Here is a 23,325-nt window from a genome sequence, read left to right as displayed (position 1 = left end):
TCCACGGAAGTCCTTCTCCCCGCGGCCCTTTAGCAACTTGTTTAACGTGGCTGCAAGCCGGCCGGCAAATCACCACAAGCGCTGTTCATACGCCCACTTTCACGCAGAATCAATGTGACGCCGGTCTCAGCTCTCGCGCCGGCTCATGAAGGCCAGCCGCTCGAAGAGATGCACATCCTGCTCGTTTTTCAGTAGCGCCCCGTAGAGCTTCGGCAACATTGTCTTCGCGTCGGCCCTCAGATCGGCCGGGTCCACGTCATCGGCAACCAGAAGGCGGATCCAATCCAGCGCCTCCGAGGTCGAAGGCTTCTTTTTCAGCCCCTGCACATTGCGGATCTCGAAGAAGGTGGCGAGGGCCTGAGAGAGAAGATTGCGGCGGATGCCCGGGAAATGCACCTCCACGATCCGCGCCAGCGTCTCTGCATCGGGAAAGGGGATGAAGTGGAAGAAACAGCGGCGCAGAAAGGCGTCCGGTAGTTCCTTTTCGTTGTTGGAAGTGATGATGACGATCGGCCGGTGTCGGGCCGTGATCGTCTCGCCGGTCTCGTAGACGTGGAACTCCATCCGGTCGAGTTCCTGCAACAGATCGTTCGGAAACTCGATGTCAGCCTTGTCGATCTCGTCGATCAGCAGCACGGCGCGGCTGTCCGTCTCGAAGGCCTGCCACAGCTTACCACGGCGGATATAGTTGGCGATGTCGTTGACCTTCGCGTCGCCGAGCTGGCTGTCGCGCAGCCGCGAGACGGCATCGTAATCGTAAAGCCCTTGCTGCGCCTTGGTGGTGGATTTCACGTTCCACTCGATGAAGGGCGCGCCGAGTTTGCTCGCCACCTGCCGGGCAAGCTCGGTCTTGCCGGTGCCCGGCTCGCCCTTCACCAGAAGCGGGCGCTGGAGCCGGATGGCGGCATTGACGGCCACCAGCAGGTCCTTGTCGGCAATATAGGCATCGGTTCCGGAAAACGGCATGGGGCACTCCGGCAAAGCTGGACGAATTATTCGGCGATAATCTTCACCCGGTCGCCCGGCTTGACGACGGAGGTGAGCGTCATCGCATTGATGAGGCGGAAGAGATCAAGCTTGCGATCGGTCCCCATCATCCGGGCAGCGAGCGTTGCGATCGTATCGCCAGGCCCCGCCGTCAGAACGCGCACGCGCAGCGGCTTGATCGAGGCAGCTTCGGTCGGCGTCATCTGCCGGAAGGAGATGCGCAAAGCATCGGCTGTCGGTTGCAGCGACGGCGATCCCTTCGGCACAGCCGTCAGGAAGCGATAGATGCGCTGGCCGAGCCGAACTACCGTCACGTCGAAATCCCAACGGTCGGCGCTGGCCCGCGCCGTCGCGGCCTCAAGGCCGTTGACGCGGATGGCCCGGATCGTGGCCGGCTGCAAGCCGGTCACCCATCCGCTCGCAATGTAGGCGGATAGGCTCTGGCCCTGCGTGTCCGGGACGCCGTCAAAGCGGATCGCCACATCGTTCGGCCCCGTGGCAAGCACGGCTTCCGCCTTGTTGTCGATCCGGAAACCGTCCGGCACGTCGAAGCGGATGCCAAGACCGGCATGCAGGAAGGTCTGCCCGCGCACATAGCCCTCTTCCGGCCGGTCGCCATAGAGCAGGCCGTCGATGCCATCGAGATAATAGTCACGGCCGCGATCGCCCACCTGCCCCTCCTGACCGAACGCACGGGCGTGGCGCCGCGCCAGGTCCACGCGCTGCGGCGCACTCGGATGGCTGGACAGGAAGTCGAGGCTCTGGTCCGATTCCGGATCGACCGCCGAAAAGCGGCTGTAGGCCGCCATGGAATCGAGGAACCGCGCCGCGGCATAGGGGTCGTAGCCGGCTTCACCCAGCATGCGCACACCGATCACGTCGGCCTGCAACTCCTGCTGACGCGAGAAGGCCGCGAGCCGCAACTTGCCGCGCGCCAGCGCCTGCTTGCCGGCGAGATCGCTTGAGAGCACTTCGGAGACGACGCGGCTGGCGATCACCTCCGCCTCCTCGCGCTGCTGGCGCTCGATACCGTGATTGGCGGTCACATGCGCCATTTCGTGCGACAGCACGGCGGCCACTTCCGAGGCGTCGTTCGCAAGCGCCAGCAGACCGCGCGTCACATAGAGATAGCCGCCGGGCAACGCAAAGGCATTGATCGCGGGTGAATTGAGAATGGTGATGCGATAGGATTGCAGCGGATTTTCCGACACTGCTGTCAGGGCGCCGGCAATGCGCGCCACGAGGCGTTCGGTCTTGGCATCCTTGTATTCGCCGCCATAGCTGGCCACGATCCGCGGATGTTCGCGCGCGCCCATCGCAGCACGCGGATCGTTCTTCTGCACCTCGTCGACGATCTGCGGATTGGACGAGGGCGACACGCTCGGCTCGTAGGACTGCTCCAGCAGCGACTGGCAACCGGACAGCACGAGAACGCTGGAGAGCACGAGCGCGCGCGCAACGCGACGCCCCCAGACGCTCGCCCCGTTCGATACGCTTTTGTGATGCCCAGCCAGTCCCTTTGCCATGCGTCAATCCGACCCGACCGCCCCTGCGGTCACCCATGATGTTGCGTGCGGCTGAACGAAAACCACGTCCAGCATCCCGCGTCGCTTAAATAGGGCGAAAACCCCGCAGCGCCAATGATTTCGGTCTATCCGATTTCATGCGCTCCTTGCTAGAGCACCAGACTGAAAAGTGGATCAGCCGACGTCCCCAGACGATTGAAGGTAAATATCGCGCCTCTGGTCCCGCCTCCCATGGCGGCACGGTCAAATTGTGGCCGGCGCTGGCGTGCACCGTTCCATGATGCCGCCGGGGGTGGCCGGCCGGTCAAAAGCTGTTACAGTCGGCAACGCCCGATGATCGCGCGATTCGATCCGGTCCGTTTCTCGTCTCACCGCCGATCATTTGCCAGGCGAAAACCAGGACGCCCGCGTCCGGCCTGTTCAACATGGAGACGATGAATGGACGTTACCCTCGAAAGCCGCATTCGAAACCGTGCCTATGCCATCTGGGAGGCCGAGGGCCATCCGCATGGCGAAGAGCAACGCCATTGGGAAATGGCGCGCCTCGAAGTGCTTTCGGCTGAGGCCGCCGCCAAGACCCCGCGCGCGCCGCGCAAGACCCCCGCGGCGCCGAAGGTCGTGGTAAACGCAGAGCCCGCCGCGGAACCCGCTGTCCGTCGGAAAGCCAAGCCCGCTACATCGGATAAGACGACATCCGCTGCAAAACCCGCATCCCGGAGGGCGAAGACGCCGAAATCCACCGAAACGCTCGACGCCTGACAGGCCGCTTGGCGGCGGGCACGATGGAACGATCTCGCCCGCCGTTTGTTTTCCTTGCGGCATGATCTGGAAAAGGGAGAGTACCATGATCCTTCGACGCAAGCCCGTTCGAACCAATGGGCGGGGCAAGCGCCTTGCCATGGCCAAGGCCGCCCGCACCCACGCGACCGATCTGCGCGCGCCGCGCAACGACACAAGCGTGGCGGTATCCGCCCCGCATCAGGTGGACCTGCACCACCCTCACAATATCGGTGGCCGCCTAGCCGTTCCGGCACTGGCGACGGGCATGAGCCTTATGCACGGCCGGTTCTAAAACCAACTGATTGATCAAAAAAGCGCGCCCGGCCATGGCCAAAGCGCGCTTTTTGCCGTGAAATACGCAGCGCGTCAAACGCGGCGGTGGTCGACACCCGTCGTTCCCGACGCGGCCGAAACCGGGTCGCTTGCGGGAAACGTGTCTTTCAGAGCCTTGTCGAGATCACCGGACGCAGCAGCTTGGCTCTGATGCCGCTGCTCGGCCTCAAGGCTTTCCCGCGGGGTGCCGCGATGCTGGTCGTTTGCCGCCTGGCGCTCGCTGGAAAGACGCTGCATCACGTCGCGTGCCTGCGAAATAGCGGCTTCGTCGGTCTCGGCCCGCGATGAAAGGCGTACGGAAACGACCTCCGATCCGTTGCCGATGAACTCGACGATCTGTGCATCGCCTTCGGAAAGAATGCGGATATCTCGAGCACCCATGATCTTCTCCTCACGTGGGGTTCAAGCGGCGGGTAGGGCAGGAACGCCTTTCGCCGCACTCGACAGGCAATGCGTCATCAAGGCTAATGGTTCCGCCACGTCCGCGTGAAATTCCTGGCGTCGGCTTGAGACGGCGCCAAGTGGCCGTCCCTCAGTGCTGCGAAGGCTTCATGCGCCCGGAACCGGACTTCTTTCCGCCGCCATCCTGCCGGTTGACGGTCGCCCAGGCCCGGGCCTCGGCTTCGTCCTTGGAAACGCCGCGCTCTTCGTAACCTTCGGCGATATGGCTCGCCTTGCGCTTCTGCTTGTCCGTATAGGCGGATTTGTCTCCCTGGGGCATGGCGGTCTCCTCGCTGTGCTGCTGGAACTGCCTTCCCAACGGCACCGACGCCCGGAAGTTCCCGAGCGGCGCGCAGATGGCTCAGCGAAGTGTACGAACCGCGCGGACCATCCCCGCCTCGATCTCCACGACCGCATCGCACAGACGCACGACATCGTCCGGCTGATGCGTGACAAGCAGGACCGTCATGCCGGTCTCGCGCTGAAGCGCGGTGACGAGATCGCCCATCTCGGCGCGCCTTTCGGGATCAAGCGCCGCAAAGGGTTCGTCGAGCAGAAGAATGGGCCGGCGGCGCACCAAAGCCCGCGCCAGCGCCACCCGCTGCCGCTCCCCGCCCGAAAGGGTCGGCGGTCGACGCTTTTCGAAACCGCGCAGGCCGACTTTCGCGAGCGCATCACCAACCGCCGCGCGGCCTGCCGCATCGAGCTTCAGGGCGGGATCGATACCGAGCCCGACATTGGTGGCGACGTCGAGGTGAGCGAAGAGATTGTTGTCCTGGAAGATGACCGAGACCGGCCGCATGCCGGGCCCATCGGCCGTCACATCTCTCCCGAGAAGACGGATGACGCCGCTATCGGGCATTTCAAAGCCGGCGATCAGATGCAGAAGCGTCGATTTTCCCGAACCCGAGGGGCCGATAATGCCCGTCACCCGCCCGGCTGCGAAGCCGACGTCGAAGCGCATCTCCACGCTGCCGAAGGCAAGGCGCACCGCCTCCAGCCGAATTGCCTCCTCGGTCGCGGTCATGACTCTTCCTTTTCCCGGTTGCGCGCCCGAGGGGCTCCCGCAATGGTCAGCAGCAGGCATAGGAGCGCCAGAATGAGCGCCAGCCCCGCCGCATCCGCGCTGCGATAGGCCCCCATGCGGCTGAAAAGCAGCCAGGGCAGCGTCACGAAATCCTGAGATCCGAACAGCGCGACGGCGCCGAGATCGCCGAGCGACAGCGCCATGGCAAAGGATAGCGCAGCCAGAAGTGGACGCGCCAGTACCGGCAGCACCACGAGCCTGAGGGCAGGCAGCCCGCCCATGCCGAGCGCGGCAACGAGCCGGGCCGTGCGCACCTGATAGGCCTCCAGCGCCGGCTCCAGCACGCGGCAGACGAAGGGCAGCGCCATCAGCGCATTGATGGCGACGACGACCGGGCCGGCAAAACCGGAAACATTCCCGAAGCCGCGCAGCAGCAGGAACCAGCCCGAGCCGAGCACGACCGGCGGCACCAGCAATGCCACTGACGGCGCATCACGCAACAGCGCGGCGAGAAGTTGAAGCGGCGTTGAGACACGCCGGCTCGCAGCGATCCCCTGCCGCGCCCGGAGAACAGGGATCGCCATGGAAAGCGACAGCAAGGCCGAAGAGACCGCGATCACCAGACTGGTCATAAAGGCTTGATGCACCAGCGGATCGCGGATCAGCCGCTGAAGATCGGCGGCAAGGCCGGAGGAAGCGACGGCGAGAAGCGGCGCGGCCACGAAGCCGACAGCCAACGCGATCGCCAGCCCGTCGCCCACAATCGAAAGGCCGCCCCGGCCGTCGAAACGCCGCACCGCCCCGCCGCCGGTCATCCCGCTTTCGGCAACTGGACCGATCAGCCGCAGGCCCGCGAGAACGACGAGCATGAAGAGGATTTGCAATGCCGACATCAACATCGCCCGGCGCGGATCGAAGTCGAAGCGCAGCGCCTGATAGATCGCCACCTCCAGCGTCGAAGCTGCCGGTCCACCGCCAAGCGTCAGCACGAGCGTAAAACTGGTCGCGCAGAGAATGAAGATTAGCCCCGCGGCCCCCGGCAGCACGCTGCGCATTGCCGGCCACTCCACGAAACGGAAGAGGCTTCCCGGCCCCATGCCGAGACTGGCCGAAACCCGCCAGTATTCGCCCGGCAACCGTTCCAGTTCCGCCAGCATCAGCCGCGCCGCCAGCGGCAGATTGAAGAACACATGGGCGATGAGGATGCCCGGCAGCCCGTAGATGCTGAAGGGCTGCGCCACGCCGAGCGCGGCAAGACCGGCATTGACGACGCCCTGCCGGCCCCAGATCTCGAGAATGCCGAGTGCCGCGACCAACGCTGGCAGGCCGAGCGGCAGCGCCATCAGCCTGACGATCCAGATGCGGCCGGGAAATGCGCTCCGCCGCGCCAGCGCGCGCGCCACTGGAATGGCGAGGAGAATGGAAAGCGCGGTGGAAAGGCTCGCCTGCCACAGCGTGAAGCGTGCCACGCCCAGCACATAGGCATCGAAACCTGCCCCTGGTTCTCCAGCCGCCGGAGGCGCGGCCTGCCACAGGGCGAAGGCCGCGGCCCCGACAAAGGCAAGGAGCGCGGCAAGCCATGCCGCGCCCCCGCCGATGATGCGTCGTCTTTGCGCCGGTGCGAACATCCGCTAATCAGTTCGCGCTCATGGCGGCCAGCCACTCGTCGATCCAGGCCTTGCGGTTGGCCGCGACCTCTTCCGGCGCCATCAGGAAGGTCTTTGCCGGCTGCACGAGCTTGCCGAAGGCCTCCGGCAGCGGCTCGCTCGTCTTCCCCACCGGCATCATCCAGTTGGTGGTGGGGATGATCGTCTGGAAGACCGGCCCGGTCATGAAGGCGAGGAACTGGCGGGCAAGCTCCGGATCATGCGCCGCCTTCGTCACGCCGGCCACCTCGATCTGGATGTAATGCCCCTCGGAGAAGGAAGCGGCCTGATAGCGTTCCGTATTTTCGGCCACCATGTGGTAGGCCGGCGAGGTCGTGTAGGACAGCACCATCGGCGCCTCGCCCTTGGTGAAGAGCCCGTAGGCCTCCGACCAGCCGGGCGTCACCGTCAGCACGCGCCCCTTGAGCTTCGCCCAGGCCTCGCCCGCCTTGTCGCCATAGACCGACTTCATCCACAGAACGAGGCCAAGGCCGGGCGTCGAGGTGCGGGGATCCTCGATCACGATCTTCTGCGACGGGTCGCCCTCGACCAGATCCTTCAGGCTCGTCGGCGGCGTCTTCAGCGTCTCGGTCTCGTAGACGACGGCAAAGTGGCCGTAATCATAGGGCACGAAGACATCGTCCTTGAAATCGCCGGGCACGGTGACGGCCGAGGTATCGATCGCATGGGGTGCGAACAGGCCGGTCGCCTTGGCCTCGGCGACGAGATTGGTGTCGAGCCCCAGCACCACATCCGCCTTGCCGGAGGCCCCCTCCAGCTTCAGCCGCGTCAGAAGCTCCACGCCATCGGCAACCGCGACATAATTCACCTTGCAGGCGCAGCCCTTCTCGAAGGCTTCCGCCACCTTGGCGCCCGGCCCCCACTCGCTGGTGAAGCTTTCGTAGGTGTAGACCGTCAGTACCTTGTCTTGCGCCACAGCCGGCGAAACAGCGGCGGCAAGCGCCGCGACAAGACTGGCAAAACTATAGGACAGAATCGATGTCATGCGCATCAGCGCCTCCTCGTGATCGTGTTGAACGGGAATAGGGCGCTGGATGTGCCGTCTAATCCCTCCGCCGGTGCTAACCGGATCAGGTTCTTCGGGTTGGCGCTTGCCGCCTCTCAGCCGGACCCCTTCGATAAGGAAAGGTTCCAGCACCCCGTTAGAGCGTCGTGACGGTACTTGGCCGGCGAAGGGCTTTCAAGGGAAATGTGACAGGCCCGTCCCTGTCGATTTCTTGATGGCAAGGCGTTCAGTTTTGGCGGCGACTGCGTTATGGGCTTGTCGCATGGATGATCCCGATCAAACCGCCTTCGTCGTGCTCATGGGCGGCACGCTGACGCAGACAGAGCGCCTGAAGACGATGGTCGCCGGCCGCCGCACCATCGCGGCCGATGGTGGCATGCGCCACGCTTCCCAGCTCGACCTGACGCCCGAACTCTGGGTCGGCGATTTTGATTCCACGCCCGCCGAGCTTCTGGCCGCGTTCCCCGGCGTTCAGCGCATGCCCTACCCGGCCGCCAAGAACGAGACGGATGGTGAGATCGCCATCGGCGAGGCTTTGGCGCGCGGCGCGCGCTCCATCCTCCTGCCCGGCGCGCTGGGCGGCGAGCGCAGCGACCATGCCTTCATGCATCTGCTGCTGGCCGTCCGCCTCGCCGAACAGGGCCTTGCCATCACCATGACCTCCGGCGAGGAAGAGGCCTACCCGGTCCTGCCGGGCGAAAAATCCATCGACCTGCCCGCCGGCGCGCTCTTTTCCATCCTCGGCCTCACCGCGCTCGATGGGCTCTCCATTGAGGGTGCGCGCTATCCGCTTGCCGATTTCCACCTGCCCTTCGGCTCCTCGCGCACCATTTCCAACGTCGCCGAAGGCACGGTGACGATCACCCTTCACGCCGGTCGGGCCATTCTGCTCGCTCGCCCGCAAGACTTTAGCGGAGCCTGATCCGTGGCACCTCCCATCCTGAAACTCGACGACATCTTCCTCAGCTTCGGCGGCGCACCGCTTCTGGCCGGCGCCGGTCTGCAGGTGGAACCCGGCGACCGCATCTGCCTTGTCGGCCGCAATGGCTCGGGCAAATCGACCCTGATGAAGATTGCCGCCGGCATGGTCGAGCCGCAGTCGGGCGAGGTCTTCCGCCACCCCTCCTCCACCATCCGCTATTTGCACCAGGCCCCGGACTTTGACGGCTTCGACACGGTCGCGGCCTATGCCGAATCCGGCCTCGGCCCAGGTGACGACCCCTACCGCGTCACCTATCTGCTCGAACATCTCGGCCTCACCGGCCAGGAAAACCCCGCCGACCTCTCCGGCGGTGAAGCCCGCCGCGCAGCCCTTGCCCGCGTCATGGCGCCGGAGCCGGATATCCTGCTGCTCGACGAACCGACCAACCATCTCGACCTGCCCACCATCGAATGGCTGGAAGGCGAACTGGTGAAGACCCGCTCCGCCCTCGTCGTCATCTCCCACGACCGTCGCTTCCTCGAGAAGGTCTCGACCGCCACCGTCTGGCTCGACCGCGGCACCGCCCGACGGCTCGATCGCGGCTTTGCCCATTTCGAAGCCTGGCGCGACGAGGTGCTGGAGGCCGAGGAGCTGGAACAGCACAAGCTCGGCAAGGCGATCGAGCGCGAGGAGCACTGGCTGCGCTATGGCGTGACCGCACGGCGCAAGCGCAACATGCGCCGCTTGGGCGAATTGCAGGATATGCGCGGGCGCTATCGCGGCCACAAGGGCCCGCAGGGCAGCGTGCAGGCCACCGTCTCCGACGCGCAGGAATCCGGCAAGCTGGTGATCGAAGCGGAAAAGATCACCAAGACCTATGGCGATCGCCCCATCGTCCAGCCCTTCTCCCTGCGCGTCCATCGCGGCGACCGCATCGGCCTCGTCGGCCCGAACGGCGCCGGCAAGACGACGCTTCTGAAGATGCTGACGGGACAGTTGGAGCCCGACACCGGCACGATCAAGCTCGGCACCAACCTCGAAATCGCGACCCTCGACCAGCGCCGCGAAAACCTCGACCTTGAGGATTCCTTGGCGAACTACCTCACCGACGGACGCGGCGAGAACCTGATCGTCAACGGCGTGCAGCGCCACGTGACAGGCTATATGAAGGAATTCCTTTTCCAGCCGGAACAGGCCCGCACGCCGATCCGCAGCCTTTCGGGCGGCGAGCGCGCCCGCCTGATGCTGGCGCGCATTCTGGCCCGCCCGACCAACCTTTTGATCCTCGACGAACCGACCAACGACCTCGACATCGAAACGCTGGACCTGCTGCAGGAAATCGTCGCAGGCTTTGCCGGCACCGTGATCCTCGTCTCGCACGACCGCGACTTCCTCGACCGCACCGTGACCTCGACCATCGCACCGGCCCAGCCGGATGCGCCGGATGGTCGCTGGATCGAATATGCCGGCGGCTATTCCGACATGCTGGCCCAGCGCAAGGGCGCGGAAGAAGAACGCCGCCGCGAGCAGAAGGCCGAAAAGGCCAAGGCTGCGGGCAGCGCGCCAGCGCCGGAAGTGGGCAAGGCCAAGGGCAAGCTCTCCTTCAAGCAAAAATTCGCGCTGGAAAACCTGCCCGGCCAGATGGAGAAGGCACAGGCCGAAATGGCAAAGCGCGAGGAGAAAATGGCCGATCCCAACCTCTTCGGCCGCGATCCCAACGCCTTCGCCAAGCTGGCTGCCGAACTCGAAAAGCTGCGCGCCGATCTCCAGCGCATGGAAGACGAGTGGCTGGAGCTGGAAATGCTGCGCGAGGAACTCGGCGGCTGATGTCGGCACGGCGCGCAAAGAGCGATTGCTGCCATCTGTGAAAACCCGGCGCCGATCCTAGTTGAGTGCAGGACATCTCGGCCGATGCCGTGTCAGCGTGGCACAGGCGCGGGAAAGCCGTGGGGCGTCGTGATTTGCGGAGCTAAAGGACTACGATGTTTGCGCTATTCGAACATGCAGGGCACGATCCATAGGTTCTGCCATGCCTCCCCCTTATCCGCCTGCCGGCACCTTCTCCCCGATGGGGAGGAGACGTCGGGCACGCTTTGACGCCTGGCCAAGTGGCGCAGAACGCTATCGAAGGACGGATCTCCATGTACCCGTTTGGCTTGGAAGCCATCGGCTTGGTCTCTTCTCTCCAACGGGGAGAAGGTGCCGGCAGGCGGATGAGGGGGACCACGCCGACCTGTTCGTCACACCCAGTCCCACACCGTGGCAAGGACCACAAAACACCCGGACGTCTCAGCCAGGACGAGGCGACCCGAGCCACCGATCGTTCATGATGGCGCAACGGAAACGGCCACCGACAGCCGTCGACCGACTTGCGCCGGGAGCACATCCATGTCCCTTATGACCACGCGCCGCACGAGCTTGATTGGCGCCATGCTGGCCACCCTCGGCCCCATCTCCATGTCGCTCTACACGCCGGCCATGCCGACGCTGGTCAGCGCTTTCGAAACGAGCGAATCGGCGATCAAGTTGACGCTTTCTGCCTATTTTGCCGGTTTCTCGATCGCGCAGCTCGCGGCCGGCCCACTCTCGGATGCATACGGCCGGCGCCGGGCCACGATCGGCTTTCTGATCGTCTATCTGGTCGGCAGCCTGACGGCGGCGCTCGCCCCGACCGTCGATCTGCTGATCCTCGGCCGCCTGATTCAGGGCATCGGCGCTGCGGTCGGCATCACCGTCGCCCGCGCCATCGTGCGGGACCAGTATACCGGCGACGAGGGTGCCGGCATCATGAACCTGATCGGCATCATGCTGGCCGTCGGCCCGGCGCTTGGGCCCAGCCTCGGCGCCATCGCGCTCGCCGCCTTCGGCTGGCCCTCCGTCTTCGCGCTGATGGTCGTCTTTGGCCTGATTTCGCTCGCCGTCACCGTCCTCTCGCTGCGGGAAACCACCATCCCCAACCCGGCACTCGCCCATCCCCGGGGCGTCGCCCGCGCCTATGCGACCCTCATCATCGACCGCCGCTTCCTGACTCGCTCGCTGATCATGGCCGGCTCCGTCGGTGCGCTCTATGCCTGGGCGACCATGCTGCCCTTCCTGCTGATCAACGAGGCCGGTCTCACCCCCTCGCAATTCGGAGCGAGCATGCTGATGCAGTCCGGCTCCTATTTCCTCGGCTCGCTGGCGCTTCGACAGTTCATGCGCCATCACACCGGAAAGGCCGCCGTCGCCATCGGCCTTGCGTTCATCGCGGTCGGCGCGCTGGGCATGGTCGCGACGGGCCATGGCCTACTGCCGATCGGCTTCCTCACCGTCATGGCCCCCGTTGCCGTCTACGCTTTCGGCATCGCCTTCGTCTCCCCGCAGGTGACGACCGACGCCATGCAGCCCTTCCCCTCCTTCGCCGGTTCCTCTTCCGCCCTCCTCGGCTTCATCCAGATGGGCGCGGGCTTCGCCGGCGGCCTCGCCGCCGCCGCCATCGGCGACCCGCTGCGCGCCTTCGGCATCGTCGCGCCGGTTTTGGCGCTCATCGCGATCGCGGCGTGGGCCTGGCCGCGGAAGAACAAGGCATGAAAAAGCCCGCCACGGCGCTGCCCGGCGGGCCTTCAAAATTCATGCGGACTGGGATCAGCCCTTCAAATTCCGCTTCGCCAGCGTGCGCAGGCGCAGCGCGTTGAGCTTGATGAAGCCGGCCGCGTCCTTCTGGTTGTAGGCGCCCTGGTCGTCTTCGAAAGTGACGAGCTGGTCGGAGTAGAGCGACTTGGCGCTTTCACGGCCGATGACCATGACGTTGCCCTTGTAGAGCTTCAGCGTCACTTCGCCTTCCACATGCTCCTGGCTCTTGTCGATCAGGGCCTGCAGCATTTCGCGCTCCGGCGAGAACCAGAAGCCGTAATAGATCAGCTCCGCATAGCGCGGCATCAGCTCGTCCTTGAGGTGCGCGGCACCACGGTCGAGCGTGATCGATTCGATCGCGCGGTGCGCGGCGAGCAGGATCGTGCCGCCGGGGGTCTCGTAGACGCCGCGGCTCTTCATGCCGACGAAGCGGTTTTCGACGAGGTCGAGACGGCCGATACCGTTGTCGCGGCCATAGGTGTTGAGCTCGGCCAGCAGCGATGCCGGCGACAGACGCTTGCCGTTGATGGAGACGGCATCACCCTTTTCGAAGCCGACCTTGATGATGGTCGCCTGATCCGGGGCAGCTTCCGGCGAAATGGTGCGCATGTGCACATATTCCGGCGCTTCGACGGAGGGATCTTCCAAGACCTTGCCTTCGGAAGAGGAGTGCAGCAGGTTCGCGTCGACCGAGAACGGCGCTTCGCCCTTCTTGTCCTTGGCGACCGGGATCTGGTGCTGCTCGGCAAAGGCGAGCAGGTCCGTACGGCTTTTGAAGGACCAGTCGCGCCAGGGGGCGATGATCTTGATGTCGGGGTTCAGCGCATAGGCCGACAGCTCGAAACGGACCTGGTCGTTGCCCTTGCCGGTCGCGCCATGCGCGATGGCGTCGGCCCCGGTCTTCTTGGCGATCTCGATCAGGTGCTTGGAGATCAGCGGACGGGCAATCGACGTGCCGAGCAGGTAGACGCCTTCGTAGACGGCATTGGCGCGGAACATCGGGAAGACGAAATCGCGCACGAATTCCTCGCGCACATCCTCGATGAAGATTTCCTTGATGCCGAGCATTTCGGCCTTCTTGCGCGCCGGCTCCAGCTCTTCGCCCTGGCCGAGGTCGGCGGTGAAGGTCACGACCTCCGCGCCGAGTTCCGTCTGCAGCCACTTGAGGATGATGGAGGTGTCGAGGCCGCCCGAATAGGCGAGAACGACCTTCTTTACGTCTTTGGGAAGTGCCATGTCCGATCCGTTCCTGATCCGGCGACAATTGCCGCCTTTTCCTGCGTGAAAGGCCCCGCGTCACCACGAAGCCGGGGACGGCAAAGCTGCCGAACCCCTGAAATGCGGGCACTCTTAGCGAGTTTTACGCCTTTCGCAAGCCGACGGACCCGTGCAGGCGGTGTCGAAGGACACAAGCCCCGTCAGGAGAGGTCGAGCCCCATCTGCCAGAAGTCCGCCTCAAGCCGCGTCGCATCCCGAAAGACGATCGAGAGCTGCGCGAGGCGGGCCGCATCGACGGTGGCCAGCCGCTGGTCCAGCCAGGCAATCTCGGTTGCGACGACTGCCTGATACTCCGGCCCGGCATACATCTCGATCCAGTCCCGATAGGGGTTGTCGTCAAGCACGGTCGCGGGATGAGCGATAAGGGCCGAGGCGATTTCGCCATAGCCGATGATGCAGGGCGCCAGAGCCACATGCAGATCGAGAAGGTCGCCGCTCATGCCCGCGTCGAGCACATAGCGCGTATAGGCGAGTGTGGCCCGCGATTCGGCAAGGCCTGCGAGCGTTTCCTCCGAAATGTCCCACTGCCGGCAATAGCCGACATGCAGGCCGAGTTCGACATCCACGATCGCCTTCAGGCTGTCGAGCGCCTGCCGGATCTCGCCAATGTCGCGGCTCTTGTAGACAGCAAGGCCCCAGGCACGAGCGAACTGGATGAGGAAGAGGTAATCCTGCTGGAGGTAATGGCGGAACGATGCCTCCGGCAGCGCGCCGCTGGCAAGATCGCGCACGAAACCATGCGCGGTGTAGGCCGCCCAATCGGTCTCGTGCATCCTCTTCAGGGTTTCGAACGAAGCCGGCATGGGACACTCCTTTGCAGCAGACCGCGCTGCCATGCGCGGCGCCAAAGAGGTGCGAAAACCGATCGCCTCTGTCAATCGCCGCAACAGGAAACGGGTGGCGGGAGACTGCCGGAACCGGTATAGCCGGGCTCTCCGAAGAAGGTTTCACCCAATGGACTTCGTACCCGCCTTTCCGACCCTCGCCACCTACACCGGTGCGATCCTGCTTCTGGCGCTGACGCCCGGACCGGACATGACACTGTGGCTATCGCGCAGCATGCGGGACGGTCGGGCAGTTGGACTTGCGACGCTCGCCGGCACTAATCTTGGCATCGCGATCCACACACTGCTGGTGGCTTTTGGCATCGCGGCCCTGATCGTGGCATCGCCAACGGCCTTCCTGATCCTGAAGACCGGCGGGGCCGCTTATCTCGCATGGTTGGCCTATGGGGCCCTTCGCTATGGCTCCAGCTTCTCCATCGCAGGCGATACGCCGCCGAAAGCGTCGATCTCCGGCGCGCTGCTGAACGGCCTCTGGGTCAACCTGCTCAATCCGAAGATCATCATCTTCTTCATGACCTTCCTGCCGCAATTTGTCAGTGCTTCGGACCCGCATGTGGCCGGCAAGCTGGTTTTCCTCGGGCTGTGGTCGATCCCGGTCGCATTGCCCGTCGGCCTTGCCGTGGTCTTTGCCGCCCACAGCCTGTCGGACTGGCTGCGCACCAATCCGAAGGTGCTGCGTGGCCTCGACTACACGATCGCCGGTGTCTTCTCGCTCTTTGCGGTGAAGATCCTGATGACGCAGGCGCGGTAAATTACTCCGCCTTTCCTGTCCCTCAGTCGTCGTCCTCGCCGTGGCCGGCAATCATCATGGCCTCATAGGCGAGGCGATCGACCTTCCGCATGCGCTCGGATTCCGACTTCAACTGGCCACAGGCGGCGAGAATGTCACGGCCCCGCGGCGTGCGGATCGGCGAAGCATAGCCGGCCTGATTGATGAAATCGGCAAACTTCTCGATCTGCTCCCAGTCCGAACACTGGTAGTTGGTGCCGGGCCAGGGGTTGAACGGGATCAGGTTGATCTTCGCCGGCACGCCCTTCAGGAGCTGGATCAGCAGCTTGGCATCCTCGAGGCTGTCGTTGATGTCCTTCAGCATCACATATTCGAACGTAATACGGCGGGCATTCGACAGGCCCGGATAGGCGCGGCAGGCCGCGATGAGCTCCTTCAGCGGATACTTCTTGTTGATCGGCACGAGGATGTCGCGCAGATCGTCGCGCACCGCATGCAGCGAGATCGCCAGCATGACGCCGATTTCTTCGCCCGTGCGCAGGATTTCAGGCACGATGCCGGAGGTCGAAAGCGTGATGCGGCGCTTCGACAGCGACAGCCCGTCGCCATCCGAGGCGATGAGGAGCGCGGTCTTGACGTTTTCGAAGTTGTAGAGCGGCTCCCCCATCCCCATCATCACAATATTGGTGATCTTGCGGTCGCTGGAGGGAATGAAGCCGCCGGCAGGCACGTCGCGGCCGGGAAAGTCGCCGAGACGGTCACGCGCGAGCAGAAGCTGCGCAAGGATCTCCTCGGCCGTGAGGTTGCGCACCAGCTTCTGCGTGCCGGTGTGGCAGAAGGAACAGGTGAGCGTGCAGCCGACCTGGCTGGAAATGCACAGCGTGCCGCGTCCCTCTTCCGGAATATAGACGGTCTCGATCTCGACCGGACGGCCGGCGCCGCGCGGCGGAAAGCGCAAGAGCCATTTGCGCGTACCGTCATTGGAAATCTGCTCCTCGACGATCTCGGGCCGCGCGATGGTGAAATGACGCTTCAGCGTCTCGCGCATGTCCTTCGAGACATTGGTCATGTCGTCGAAATCGGAGACGCCGCGCACATAGAGCCAGTTCCAGATCTGGCTGACACGCATTTTGATCTGACGCTCGGCGACACCGACCTCGGCCAGAGCGGCCGACATCATCTCGCGGGTGAGGCCAACGAGTGAGGGCTTTTCGCCGGATGCAGCCGTGCCTTCGGCCGCGCGCGGCGCCTGTCGTACCATATCGATTGCCACCATCCACTCATCTCCTGCGCCGACCGGCGCCCTGCCGGCCCATTCCAAGGGCAGCCAGGCGGCGGCTCATCTCTTCGTGATCATCGGACGTTAAAAACGCAGACGACCGCGCATTTATCTGCGCGGTCTGTCGAACGGTTGAATATCACGCTTTTTCCCGGACGTCACCTGCAACGCCGGAGAGGCCGCGATTCCGGGCTCACTTGCAGCTTTCAATCTGCTTCAGCGCGGCGGAAATACCCGAAAGAGAATAGGAGTAGCTTGTCGGCGTGCCGCGGCGGGAGGTCGCCTTCACCTGCATGTCTCTTCCCGAGCGCATGGCGGCGACCAGGGCCGGCTCTTCGGCGGCATTTTCCACCCAGGCCGACTTATCCTTGGTGAACATCACGAAGGTCTTGCCGTCGATGACGACGTTGACCTTGGAATTTTCCTGCAGCGGATAACCCATCATGGCCTGCGGCTCATAGCTGATGTTCTGGCCGGGGCGCTGCGAGACGAGGAAGAAGATGTCGCCGTGATCGACGCTCGCAGGGGTCTTGTCTTTCGGTACCGAAAGGACATAGCAGACCTTGCCACCCCCGGAATTGTAAGAATACGCACCCCAGGCGTTGAACTGCTGGATCCGTGTCGGGGACTGCGCGGCGGCGGCGGTTGCAGACGCGAGAACGACTGCGACGAGAGTGGTGAGCTGTCTTGCAAACATGATGTCCTGCCGGTTTCCTGCTGTGCCCCCGTCCATATCTGAACGAGGCCTTGCATGATCACGATTTCATTGATTTTGACTTAATTGGGGTTACCAAACCGTCAACATCATACTCTTTTCCCTTGGGCGCCGTTTCGAAACGGTGCGGTAGGGTCCTGACCACCAGGGCAATCATTGCCTGGCGATCCACAGGCACAAGCCGCCGGGCTTGAAAAAGCTCCTTGCGATCGTGAATGTCGGCAAGACCTCGCCCCACCCCGCCCCAGCGGGTTCAAAGACGACCAACATCGTCGTCCTTTCAAACTTTTATGCCCGAATGAATCTGGCAAGAGTTTGACCTTTTGAGAAAGCGTTGTACGAGTCGGCTGATGTGAAATGACACTCTTACGTTTTGCCGATCACGATCGCGTAAGCTGTAGGGGTAAAAGAGGAAACGGGACGGCATGGAGATGGATGCGCGCCGGCATTATGCCGACCTCGCCGTGGCGGTCGCCACGCGACGCGACCGAAATGCCTTCGTCGAGCTCTTCGACTTCTTCGCTCCGCGCATCAAGTCCTTCCTTATGCGTCAGGGAATGCCGGGCGGCGAGGCGGAGGAACTGGCGCAGGAGGTGATGATCGTGCTGTGGCAGAAGGCCGATCTCTATGATCCTGCCAAATCCTCGCTGTCGACCTGGCTGTTCCGCATCGCGCGCAACCGACGCATCGATGCCGCGCGCCGCAAGCGCGATCCCGACCTCGATCACCGCGACCCGCTGCTGATCCCCTCCGCCCCGATGGCGGCGGACGAGATGCTGGATATGGAAGACAAGGAGCGGCTGGTGCGCGAGGCCATCGAGACGTTGCCGGAGGAGCAGGTCGATCTCATCCGCCGCGCCTTCTTCCTCGGCCAGTCCCATTCCGAGATTGCCGACGACACGGGCCTGCCGCTGGGAACAGTGAAATCGCGCATTCGCCTCGCCTTTGGCAAACTGCGCAAGGCGCTAGACAGCCGCGGCATTTCGGAGGCCTGAACCCGGCAGCTTGGGTCACACAGGATTTACGTGGCGAGATGCTCGTCCCGCAAGGCCGCATCGGCCTTGTCGTAATGGCTTTGCTTGATCTGACCGCTGACAGCGGCAAAGGCCGCCGTCAGGACGGCAATGTCATCGGAAAAGCCAACGACCGCCAGAACATCCGGCAGGAAATCGAAGGGCAGCACGAAATAGGCAAGCGCGCCGAGCAGAATGCCGCGCGTGCGCAGCGGCGTTTGGGGGTCGAAGGCGCAGTAATAGGCGGCCACGACATCGCGACTGAAGGGTATGACGCGCACGGCGCGCTTCAGCGTCGGCCAGAAGCGGCGCTTGACACGCCGGCCGCGCCGTTCCTGTTCGTTCTCGTCGCCCGGCAGCAGGATCTCGCCGATTTTCACGTCGTCCATGGCAGATGCATCCTTGTTCATGACGGTTGATATGGGAAGGCTTGCCGGGCTCTTAAAGGGTTCCGCGCGCAGCAAAGGCCTTGTCCATGCGCTCGGCGAGCTTCACATCCAGTTCCGTCACGCCGCCCGCATCGTGGGTGGTCAGCGTCACCTCGACGCGGCTGTAGACGTTGAACCATTCCGGATGGTGGTCGAGCTTTTCGGCCGCCAGCGCGCATTCCGTCATGAAGCCGAAGGCCTGCGGAAAGGTCTTGAACTTGAAGGTGCGGCAAATCGCACCGCCGTCCTTGGAAATCGCCCAGTCGGGACGCGCTTCGAGCGCCTTGGCAAGGCTATCGCTGTCAAGTTTTACGGGTCTCATGGTCGCTCTTTCACGGTCGGGATGAAGCACAGGGATGCATGGTGGACGGCAGGAAACGCGAAGGACCTGCTGCCGGTTCCCGCAGCAGGCTAGCCTTGGCGGATTTGGCCAGCCGCACAGCCTTGCGTCAATGCCCCCGCTTGCCGCCTGCCGTAGGCCGGTGATAGAGACGGGCTCACTCCCTTTCATGCAAGCCGAGGCCTACGCCACGATGACCGACCGCAAGATCACCGTCCTTGGCGCAACGGGCTCGATTGGCGTGAACACGCTGGATGTGCTGGCACAGCTCGGCGGCACCGAGGCCTTCGAGGTCGCGGCCCTGACCGGCAATGGCAATATCGACCTCCTTGCCCGGCAGGCAAAGACCTTCCGCGCCGGCCTTGCCGTCACCGCCGACGAGGCGCGCTACTCCGATCTGAAGGACGCGCTGGCCGGCACCGGAATTGATGTCGCGGCCGGCCGCAGTGGCCTGAATGAAGCGGCCGAGCGCGATGCCGGCTGGGTGATGGCCGCCATCGTCGGCACGGCCGGCCTTGCACCCACCCTCGCTGCCGCCCGGCGCGGCGCCGATATCGCGCTAGCCAACAAGGAATGTCTCGTCTCGGCCGGCGAGCTCTTCGTCGATGCGGTCAAGGCCGGGGGCGGTCGCCTGCTGCCGGTTGACAGCGAGCACAGCGCCATCTTCCAGGCCCTGGAAGACGACCAGCGCCACGCCGTCGAACGTATCATCCTGACGGCGTCCGGCGGCCCATTCCGTACCTGGACGCGCGAGCAGATGGCCGGCGTCACCGCCGATATTGCCCGTGCCCATCCCAACTGGTCCATGGGCCTCAAAATCTCCATTGGCAGCGCCTCCATGTTCAACAAGGCGCTGGAGATGATCGAGGCCAAGCACCTCTTCGGCGTCGCAGCCGACCAGATCGAGGTGCTCGTCCATCCGCAATCGATCGTCCATTCCATGGTCGGTTACACCGATGGCTCCGTGCTGGCCCAGCTCGGCGCCCCCGACATGCGCACCGCCATCGGCTATGCCCTGACCTATCCTGAACGCCCGAAACTCGACGTCGAGCGGCTCGACTTTGCCCGCATCGCAAGGCTGGATTTCGAAGCCCCGGACGAGACGCGGTTCCCGGCGCTTCGCCTCGCCCGCACCGCGCTCGCGCGCGGCGGCGTCCAGGGTGCCGTGATGAACGCCGCGGAGGAAACGGCCTTCGAAGCCTTTGTCGCCGGCCGGATCGGCTTTCTGGAGATGGCCGACATTGCCGAAGCCGTGATGGACGAGATGACGGACTGGCCGGCGGCACGCGTCACGCAGGATGTGTTTGCCGCCGACGAGGAAGCGCGCCGCCGTGCCCGCATCCGCATCGGCTGACATCAAGAGACGACCGGACCAACAGGGAGACGGAACCATGCAGGACAGGAAAGTAGCGATCATCACGGCCGGCGGCAGCGGCATGGGCGCGGCCGCGGCGCGGCGTCTGGCCGCCGATGGCTATGCCGTCTCCATCCTCTCCTCCTCCGGCAAGGGCGAGGCGCTGGCAACCGAACTCGGCGGGCTCGGCATCACCGGCTCCAACCAGTCGAACGATGATCTGAAGCGTCTGGTGGACGAAACCATGGCCCGCTTCGGCCGCATCGACGTTCTCGTTAACAGCGCCGGCCATGGCCCGCGCGCCCAGCTTCTCGAAATCACTGACGAGCAGTGGCACACCGGCATGGATGTCTACCTGATGAACGTCGTGCGCGCCGTGCGCCTCGTCGCCCCCATCATGGTCGCTCAAAAGTCCGGCGCCATCGTCAACATCTCCACGGCCTGGACCTTCGAGCCGAGCCCGATGTTCCCGACCTCCGCCGTCTTCCGTGCCGGTCTCGCCGCCTATACCAAGCTCTTCGCCGACACCTATGCGGCGGACAATGTGCGCATGAACAACGTCCTGCCCGGCTGGATCGACAGCCTGCCGGCCACTGACGAGCGCCGCGACAGCGTGCCCATGGGCCGCTATGGCACTGCCGAGGAAATCGCCGCCACCGTCGCCTTCCTGGCGTCCGAGGGTGCAGGCTACATTACCGGGCAGAACCTAAAGGTGGATGGCGGCCTGATGCGCAGCGTCTGACCGAGCAAAATCACAACACACGAAAAAGCCGCCCCGTCACCGAGGCGGCTATTTTACCCTCTGAAACCGCGCCGATCAGGCGACGGACCGGGCCAGCGCGCAGCGCGACCAGAGCTGGTGCAGCGCACCGACGAGATGCTCGATATCCCCATCCGTGTGGTACGGCGCCGGCGTGATGCGCAGACGCTCGGTCTTCTTCGGAACGGTCGGATAATTGATCGGCTGGACGTAGATGCCGTAATTGTCGAGCAGCAGATCCGAGATCCACTTGCACTTGGCCGCGTCCTTCACCATCACCGGCACGATGTGGCTGGGGTTGGACAGGTGGGGGATGCCAGCGGCATCCAGCGACGCGCGCAGCTTGCGCACCCGGTCCTGATGGCGGGCGCGCTCGAAGGGGCTGATCTTCAGGTGACGGATCGAGGCCAGCGCACCGGCGGCCAGCGCCGGCGGCAGCGACGTCGTGAAGATGAAGCCCGAGGCAAAAGAGCGGATGAAATCGACGAGCGCGGTCGAGCCGGTGATGTAGCCGCCCATCACGCCGAAGGCCTTGCCGAGCGTGCCTTCGATGATCGACACGCGGTGCATCTGGCCCTCGCGTTCGGCAATGCCGCCGCCGCGCGGACCGTAAAGGCCAACGGCGTGGACTTCGTCAAGATAGGTCAGCGCGCCGAACTCGTCGGCGATGTCACAGATCTCCTTGATCGGCGCGATATCGCCATCCATCGAATAGACGGACTCGAAGGCGATGATCTTCGGCGCCTTGGGATCGGCGGCTTCCAGATGCCGGCGCAGATCGTGAAGGTCATTGTGCTTAAAGATAACGCGCTCGCACTTGGCGTGGCGGATGCCCTCGATCATCGAAGCATGATTCCCGGCATCGGAGAACACGATGGCGCCGGGAATCCGCGAACAGAGCGTTGAGAGTGTCGTCCAGTTGGACATGTAGCCGGAATTGAAGAGGAGAGCGGCTTCCTTGCCGTGCAAATCGGCCAGTTCCTGCTCCAGAAGCACATGATAGTGATTGGTGCCGGAAATGTTGCGGGTGCCGCCGGCACCGGCGCCACAGGCGTCGATCGCCTCTTTCATGGCAGCCGTCACCTTGGGGTGCTGGCCCATGCCGAGATAGTCGTTCGAGCACCAGACCGTCACGTCCTGCGGACCGTTTTCCGTATGGCGAATGGCACGAGGAAATTCGCCGGCCTTGCGTTCAAGATCGGCAAACACGCGATAGCGACCTTCGGTATGAAGGCTCTCCAGCTCGCGCTCAAAGAAACTCTCGAAATCCATCGTCATCTCCAGCATTGGCCCTCCCTTTTTCCCCCAACGTCCAATGACGTCAATGGCTAAAGCTCGCGCCCTACCCAGCTGCGGCAATTGGCCTGCAGTTTTGAATTGTTCCAGACTCCCGTTAACGAATATCCCTGCCCTCTACCTTGATTTGGGTCAAGTCTTGGCGACCAACGAATGATGGGCAGGCCCGCTCAACGCCCTTTTTGACCTCAAATTCGGGGCAGGGCAGATCCCGCGCGGCGCAAGAACCGCGCCTTCAGGCTGCATTCATCGACCATCCAATTAAGTACACATCCGGAAATGCCGGCCCATCCCATGGACAAAGAGGGATGCCGGCATATTCTGCATGCGTGAAGGAGAAGGGGCGAATGCGCCTTTCTTTCGGGGAAGTTCGGGCGCGCCCAGGAGACAGCGTCCGGCCAAGGAGAACCGCTATGAAGAAGACAATTGCCCTGATTCTGGTCGCGCTGGCGGCCGCAAGCTGCTCGCAGACCGAACGTGGCGCATCTATCGGCGCCGTTTCGGGCGCCATCATCGGCGGCGCCGTTACCGGCAACGTGCGCGGCGCAGCCGTCGGTGCCGCCATCGGCGGCGTCTCTGGCGCCGTCATCGGCAACGTCAGCCAGCAGCCGGGCCAGTGCTACTACCGCGACCGCTACGGCCGCCGCTACATCGACGATTGCCCGCGCGGCTACTGAGAAGGGGCGGCCCCTGGCCGCCTGACCGACGTTAAATCCGCTTGTGAAGACCGGCCGGGCCATCAAGGCTCGGCCGGTTGCATTTGAGCAACGCCCGTGGAACCGGAAAGCCCGGAGGAACATTGTGCTTCGTGAATCGGCCGGTTCACGCTACGATGCACCTGATTATCGTTAACGAAATACAAGTTCAGGCGTGCGAGACTCGGCGCGAGGATGAAGACCGGAACGTGTTGAAGAGAGTTCGGTCGACCGGGATTGTTATGGGACGACATCTGCCGACATCACGTCTTGCGTATCGGACGGCATTGC

23 protein-coding genes, 1 pseudogene and 2 riboswitches are annotated in these 23,325 nt (G+C 64.0%); of the genes and pseudogenes, 10 read left to right on the top strand and 14 right to left on the bottom strand.

Going from position 1 to position 23,325, the window contains the following annotated elements; genetic code table 11:
• Nucleotides 1-9: 9 nt before the first annotated feature.
• Nucleotides 10-86, bottom strand: a riboswitch (SAM riboswitch).
• A gap of 40 nt (nt 87-126) precedes the next feature.
• The gene (locus F3H41_RS19615; protein WP_149740384.1) at nt 127-966 is read right to left on the bottom strand and encodes a MoxR family ATPase; all 840 of its coding nucleotides are present in this window, start codon (nt 964-966) and stop codon (nt 127-129) included.
• Nucleotides 967-992: 26 nt separating this feature from the next.
• On the bottom strand, nt 993-2,513 hold the full coding sequence (locus F3H41_RS19610) for a M48 family metalloprotease (protein ID WP_149740383.1): 1,521 nt from the start codon (nt 2,511-2,513) through the stop codon (nt 993-995).
• Between the two features lie 438 nt (nt 2,514-2,951).
• Here F3H41_RS19610 and F3H41_RS19605 point away from each other — a divergent pair, with 438 nt between their 5' ends.
• Both F3H41_RS19605 and F3H41_RS19600 read left to right on the top strand, forming a co-directional pair.
• Nucleotides 2,952-3,272, top strand: coding sequence for a DUF2934 domain-containing protein (locus tag F3H41_RS19605; protein WP_149740382.1), 321 nt, complete (start codon nt 2,952-2,954; stop codon nt 3,270-3,272).
• A gap of 85 nt (nt 3,273-3,357) precedes the next feature.
• Nucleotides 3,358-3,585, top strand: a complete 228-nt coding sequence (locus F3H41_RS19600; RefSeq protein WP_149740381.1) for a hypothetical protein — start codon at nt 3,358-3,360, stop codon at nt 3,583-3,585.
• A 74-nt stretch (nt 3,586-3,659) separates the two neighbouring features.
• Here F3H41_RS19600 and F3H41_RS19595 read toward each other — a convergent pair whose 3' ends face one another.
• The 5 genes and pseudogenes from F3H41_RS19595 to thiB form a co-directional block, all read right to left on the bottom strand.
• A complete protein-coding gene (locus tag F3H41_RS19595) occupies nt 3,660-4,007 on the bottom strand; it encodes a hypothetical protein (RefSeq protein WP_149740380.1) in 348 nt (115 codons plus the stop codon).
• Nucleotides 4,008-4,173: 166 nt separating this feature from the next.
• A pseudogene (locus F3H41_RS19590) lies at nt 4,174-4,347 on the bottom strand (plasmid stabilization protein); the annotation flags it as partial.
• Nucleotides 4,348-4,428: 81 nt separating this feature from the next.
• Nucleotides 4,429-5,094 (bottom strand): ATP-binding cassette domain-containing protein, encoded by a 666-nt coding sequence (locus F3H41_RS19585; protein ID WP_149740378.1) that lies wholly within the window; start codon nt 5,092-5,094, stop codon nt 4,429-4,431.
• Nucleotides 5,091-6,722: a thiamine/thiamine pyrophosphate ABC transporter permease gene (thiP, locus tag F3H41_RS19580; RefSeq protein WP_149740377.1), complete on the bottom strand. Its 1,632-nt coding sequence runs from the start codon at nt 6,720-6,722 to the stop codon at nt 5,091-5,093. The genes F3H41_RS19585 and thiP overlap by 4 nt, the downstream gene beginning before the upstream one ends.
• 7 nt (nt 6,723-6,729) lie before the next feature.
• Entirely contained in the window at nt 6,730-7,752 is a 1,023-nt protein-coding gene (thiB, locus tag F3H41_RS19575) for a thiamine ABC transporter substrate binding subunit (RefSeq protein WP_188129548.1), read from the bottom strand.
• Between the two features lie 39 nt (nt 7,753-7,791).
• Nucleotides 7,792-7,913, bottom strand: a riboswitch (TPP riboswitch).
• A gap of 116 nt (nt 7,914-8,029) precedes the next feature.
• Between thiB and F3H41_RS19570 the strand changes: the two genes are divergently transcribed.
• The 3 genes from F3H41_RS19570 to F3H41_RS19560 all read left to right on the top strand — a co-directional run bounded on the left by F3H41_RS19570 (nt 8,030) and on the right by F3H41_RS19560 (nt 12,259).
• Entirely contained in the window at nt 8,030-8,689 is a 660-nt protein-coding gene (locus F3H41_RS19570) for a thiamine diphosphokinase (RefSeq protein ID WP_244616284.1), read from the top strand.
• A 3-nt stretch (nt 8,690-8,692) separates the two neighbouring features.
• On the top strand, nt 8,693-10,516 hold the full coding sequence (locus tag F3H41_RS19565) for an ABC-F family ATP-binding cassette domain-containing protein (RefSeq protein WP_149740376.1): 1,824 nt from the start codon (nt 8,693-8,695) through the stop codon (nt 10,514-10,516).
• Between the two features lie 561 nt (nt 10,517-11,077).
• A complete protein-coding gene (locus F3H41_RS19560; RefSeq protein ID WP_149740375.1) occupies nt 11,078-12,259 on the top strand; it encodes a multidrug effflux MFS transporter in 1,182 nt (393 codons plus the stop codon).
• Nucleotides 12,260-12,313: 54 nt separating this feature from the next.
• Here the strand turns inward: F3H41_RS19560 and F3H41_RS19555 are convergent, their stop codons facing one another.
• Both F3H41_RS19555 and tenA read right to left on the bottom strand, forming a co-directional pair.
• Nucleotides 12,314-13,537 (bottom strand): argininosuccinate synthase, encoded by a 1,224-nt coding sequence (locus F3H41_RS19555; RefSeq protein ID WP_149740374.1) that lies wholly within the window; start codon nt 13,535-13,537, stop codon nt 12,314-12,316.
• A gap of 182 nt (nt 13,538-13,719) precedes the next feature.
• Nucleotides 13,720-14,382: a thiaminase II gene (tenA, locus tag F3H41_RS19550; protein WP_149740373.1), complete on the bottom strand. Its 663-nt coding sequence runs from the start codon at nt 14,380-14,382 to the stop codon at nt 13,720-13,722.
• A 151-nt stretch (nt 14,383-14,533) separates the two neighbouring features.
• On the opposite strand from tenA, the gene F3H41_RS19545 reads away from it, so the two are divergent.
• Nucleotides 14,534-15,175 carry a LysE family translocator gene (locus tag F3H41_RS19545; protein WP_149740372.1) on the top strand — a complete coding sequence of 214 codons (642 nt, stop codon included), beginning with the start codon at nt 14,534-14,536 and terminating at the stop codon, nt 15,173-15,175.
• Between the two features lie 22 nt (nt 15,176-15,197).
• Here F3H41_RS19545 and rlmN read toward each other — a convergent pair whose 3' ends face one another.
• On the bottom strand, nt 15,198-16,415 hold the full coding sequence (gene rlmN / locus F3H41_RS19540) for a 23S rRNA (adenine(2503)-C(2))-methyltransferase RlmN (protein ID WP_244616287.1): 1,218 nt from the start codon (nt 16,413-16,415) through the stop codon (nt 15,198-15,200).
• Nucleotides 16,416-16,626: 211 nt separating this feature from the next.
• Nucleotides 16,627-17,130 (bottom strand): invasion associated locus B family protein, encoded by a 504-nt coding sequence (locus tag F3H41_RS19535; protein ID WP_149740370.1) that lies wholly within the window; start codon nt 17,128-17,130, stop codon nt 16,627-16,629.
• Nucleotides 17,131-17,573: 443 nt separating this feature from the next.
• On the opposite strand from F3H41_RS19535, the gene F3H41_RS19530 reads away from it, so the two are divergent.
• Nucleotides 17,574-18,143 (top strand): sigma-70 family RNA polymerase sigma factor, encoded by a 570-nt coding sequence (locus tag F3H41_RS19530; protein WP_149740369.1) that lies wholly within the window; start codon nt 17,574-17,576, stop codon nt 18,141-18,143.
• A gap of 26 nt (nt 18,144-18,169) precedes the next feature.
• On the opposite strand, the gene F3H41_RS19525 is transcribed toward F3H41_RS19530, so the two are convergent.
• Entirely contained in the window at nt 18,170-18,550 is a 381-nt protein-coding gene (locus F3H41_RS19525; protein WP_149740368.1) for a YkvA family protein, read from the bottom strand.
• A 52-nt stretch (nt 18,551-18,602) separates the two neighbouring features.
• Nucleotides 18,603-18,911 (bottom strand): 4a-hydroxytetrahydrobiopterin dehydratase, encoded by a 309-nt coding sequence (locus tag F3H41_RS19520; RefSeq protein WP_149740367.1) that lies wholly within the window; start codon nt 18,909-18,911, stop codon nt 18,603-18,605.
• 211 nt (nt 18,912-19,122) lie between these two features.
• On the opposite strand from F3H41_RS19520, the gene dxr reads away from it, so the two are divergent.
• Both dxr and F3H41_RS19510 read left to right on the top strand, forming a co-directional pair.
• The gene (gene dxr, locus F3H41_RS19515; RefSeq protein ID WP_149740421.1) at nt 19,123-20,283 is read left to right on the top strand and encodes a 1-deoxy-D-xylulose-5-phosphate reductoisomerase; all 1,161 of its coding nucleotides are present in this window, start codon (nt 19,123-19,125) and stop codon (nt 20,281-20,283) included.
• Nucleotides 20,284-20,320: 37 nt separating this feature from the next.
• Complete coding sequence (locus F3H41_RS19510) at nt 20,321-21,025, top strand: SDR family oxidoreductase (protein WP_149740366.1); 705 nt, start codon at nt 20,321-20,323, stop codon at nt 21,023-21,025.
• Nucleotides 21,026-21,100: 75 nt separating this feature from the next.
• On the opposite strand, the gene hemA is transcribed toward F3H41_RS19510, so the two are convergent.
• Nucleotides 21,101-22,315 (bottom strand): 5-aminolevulinate synthase, encoded by a 1,215-nt coding sequence (gene hemA, locus F3H41_RS19505; RefSeq protein ID WP_188129551.1) that lies wholly within the window; start codon nt 22,313-22,315, stop codon nt 21,101-21,103.
• 437 nt (nt 22,316-22,752) lie between these two features.
• On the opposite strand from hemA, the gene F3H41_RS19500 reads away from it, so the two are divergent.
• Nucleotides 22,753-23,016: a YMGG-like glycine zipper-containing protein gene (locus F3H41_RS19500; protein ID WP_149740365.1), complete on the top strand. Its 264-nt coding sequence runs from the start codon at nt 22,753-22,755 to the stop codon at nt 23,014-23,016.
• Nucleotides 23,017-23,325: the final 309 nt, after the last annotated feature.

It is taken from the genome of Rhizobium sp. RU20A (assembly GCF_900155885.1).
Classification (GTDB): Bacteria; Pseudomonadota; Alphaproteobacteria; order Rhizobiales; family Rhizobiaceae; genus RU20A.
This window is presented reverse-complemented; position numbering and strand designations above follow the sequence as displayed.